This is a genomic window from Paenibacillus sp. AR247 (assembly GCF_002968895.1).
Lineage (GTDB): Bacteria > Bacillota > Bacilli > Paenibacillales > Paenibacillaceae > Paenibacillus_AQ > Paenibacillus_AQ favisporus.
On sequence record NZ_PCZT01000026.1, the window covers coordinates 55529 to 58213 of the forward strand.

General features: G+C 52.1%; 4 protein-coding genes. All 4 read left to right on the top strand.

The features are described 5' to 3' along the window. Positions 1-333, top strand: a 333-nt coding sequence (locus CPT76_RS34450) for a UDP-N-acetylglucosamine 2-epimerase (protein WP_146116533.1), incomplete at its 5' end; no start/stop codon positions are given. Beyond that, complete coding sequence (locus CPT76_RS34455; protein WP_105446096.1) at positions 326-1309, top strand: polysaccharide biosynthesis protein; 984 nt, start codon at positions 326-328, stop codon at positions 1307-1309. The genes CPT76_RS34450 and CPT76_RS34455, both read left to right, overlap by 8 nt. Continuing rightward, positions 1309-2160 carry a dTDP-4-dehydrorhamnose reductase family protein gene (locus CPT76_RS34460; RefSeq protein WP_105446097.1) on the top strand — a complete coding sequence of 284 codons (852 nt, stop codon included), beginning with the start codon at positions 1309-1311 and terminating at the stop codon, positions 2158-2160. The genes CPT76_RS34455 and CPT76_RS34460 overlap by 1 nt, the downstream gene beginning before the upstream one ends. Beyond that, positions 2121-2685 (top strand): NAD-dependent epimerase/dehydratase family protein (locus CPT76_RS34465; RefSeq protein WP_146116534.1); only part of this gene is annotated, 565 nt, incomplete at its 3' end. The genes CPT76_RS34460 and CPT76_RS34465, both read left to right, overlap by 40 nt.

The window sequence follows — 2685 nt, forward strand, 5'->3', positions numbered from 1 at the left end:
CCTCTGGTGGAATTTCATGAACCCTTTGGATTTTTCGACTTTGTCCAATTGGAGCGATCTGCTTGCTGTGCATTAACGGACAGCGGAACCGTGCAGGAGGAGTGCTGCATTATGCAGGTACCGACTGTCACGATGAGGCGAACGACGGAGCGGCCGGAAACGGTGGATTGCGGAAGCAACATCGTATCAGGCGTCGATGCGAAGCGGATTTCCGACTCAGCTGCCCTGATGCTTGAGTTGAACACGATGTGGCAGTGTCCCCAGGGATACCTGGCCGAAGATGTATCGGATAAGGTTGTCAAATTTCTGCTTGGAGGGAATGTGCATGTTTGAAAATCAGCGTATATTGGTGACCGGTGGCACCGGATCATGGGGCTATGAGTTGGTTGCCCAATTGCTGCCGCTCATTCCAAAGGAAGTGGTGGTTTTCTCGCGGAATGAATCCTCTCAGGTCGCAATGAGCCGGGAATTCGAAAATGACCGGCTGCATTTCCGGATCGGAGACATTCGTGACAAAGAAGCTTTGATGGCGGCATGCAAAAATATCGATTACGTGTTTCATCTGGCGGCCCTTAAGCATGTTCCGGTATGCGAGGATCAGCCTTATGAAGCATTAAAAACGAACGTGATCGGCACGCAGAACGTCATCGAGGCCGCAATTGAAAATAAAGTTAAGAAAGTATTCTATATTTCGACCGACAAGGCTGCAAATCCCTCCAACTTTTATGGGATGACGAAGGCCATCGGGGAGAAATTGATCGTATACGCGAATCTGCTTCACACCGATACCCGATTCGTCACCGTGCGGGGGGGCAATGTGCTTGGAACCAACGGCAGCGTCGTGCATGTGTTCAAAGAACAGATACGTAATAAGGGCTATGTGTCTATCACCGACATGAAAATGACACGTTTCTTCTTAACGCTTCGCGATGCGATCGCCGTGCTGTTCAAAGCGGCGGAAGAAAGCGTCGGCGGCGAAATTTTCGTCATGATGATGCCGGCCTGCCGGATCGTAGATTTGGCGGAGGTATTGATCGAGGCTTCCGGACGGGAGGATGTTCAAATTGTTGAATCCGGCGTTCGTCCGGGTGAAAAAATTCATGAAATTTTGATGAGCGACTATGAGAGTCTTTCGACCGTCGTGTTTGACGAAGAATATCTGGTCATTTTGCCGACACTCAACATACCTGGCCTGAAATATCGGTACAGTCACTGCCGGTCGGTTTCGTTCAGCAGCTTCTCTTCAAACACCCACCTGATGAGCAAAGAGGAAATCCGCAATATCTTGGAGCGCGGGGGGTTCTTATAATGAAGCTGTTGATCCTGGGAGCAAGCGGGATGGCAGGCCATATGCTGGTCGATTATTTCAAGCTGCAAAGCAAGCATCAGGTCTTCTACACGACCCGGAATCCCCGCAACAGCGGTGGACTAATCATGGATGCTTCCGATATCGGGACAGTGGATAAATTGGTCGAGATCGTGAGACCCGATTGCATCATCAATGCCATCGGCGTACTCAACCATTTTGCGGAAGAGGACAAAATCAATGCCTACCATATCAACGGCTTTCTGCCGCATCGTCTCCGCCGGGCGGCGGATTCTGTCGGGGCCAGATTGATTCATATCAGCACCGACTGCGTGTTCGAAGGAACGCGCGGAGGTTACCGGGAGAACGACGTACCCGATGGAACGAGCGTCTACGCATTGACCAAAGCGCTGGGGGAAGTTCAAGCCCCGGGACATTTGACGATCCGTACCTCCATCATCGGCCCGGAGATCCGCTCACACGGAATCGGGCTGATGCACTGGTTCATGCACCAGCGGGGAACCGTGACAGGGTACTGCAACGTGTTCTGGAACGGGGTAACCACGCTGGAACTGGCAAAAGCGATCGATACTGCATTATTTATGCCATCATTATCTGGGCTGATTCATCTGGCTCATCCGGAACCGATCAGCAAGCACGATCTTCTTCTCTTGTTCCAAGAGATTTGGAACCTGGAGGATGTGACCGTGGTTGCGGGTAATACCCCCGTTCAGGACCGGACGCTGGTTTCGACTCGAGGCGACTGGACTTACGAGGTTCCGCCTTATCGAGATATGCTGAAGGAGTTGAAGCAATGGATGCAGGAAACGACTCCCTACAGCGCATCATTCTAATCACCGGAGCTTCGGGGTTTACCGGCAGCCATGCCTGCCGGTATTTTGCAGGGCAGGGTATGCAGGTTGCCGCGATGGTTCGCCATATCCGTGAAGACGATAAGGTTGAGGGCGTCCAATATTATACATGCGATCTCCTTGACAAGAAGGGCATTGAAGAACTTGTCGGGACCATTGCTCCGGATTATGTCCTGCATCTGGCCGGCAAAAACTCGGTGCCCGAGTCTTGGGCGGAACCGGTGCTCTATATGGAAACCAACGTGCTCCCAACGCTCTATCTCCTGAATGCCCTCCGTCCATATCCTTTCTGTCGGATATTGATCACCGGTTCAATGCTTGTATTTCCTCTGTATCCGCCGTTTAGGCCGCCTCATCCCTACGGCCTGAGCAAAAGTTTGCAGAAGGCAGCGGCCCTATCATGGAAAGAGCTGTTCGGCCAGGCTATCATGCTGGCAGAGCCGTCTAATCTTATAGGCCCGGGTCCGTCGAGAGGCTTTTGCAGTTTGCTGGGGCAGCATATTTCAG

Coding starts and splice junctions, on each gene's coding strand:
- CPT76_RS34460 (WP_105446097.1), top strand. CDS start 1,309: ATGAAGCTGTTGATCCTGGGAGCAAGCGGGATGGCAGGCCATATGCTG.
- CPT76_RS34455 (WP_105446096.1), top strand. CDS start 326: ATGTTTGAAAATCAGCGTATATTGGTGACCGGTGGCACCGGATCATGG.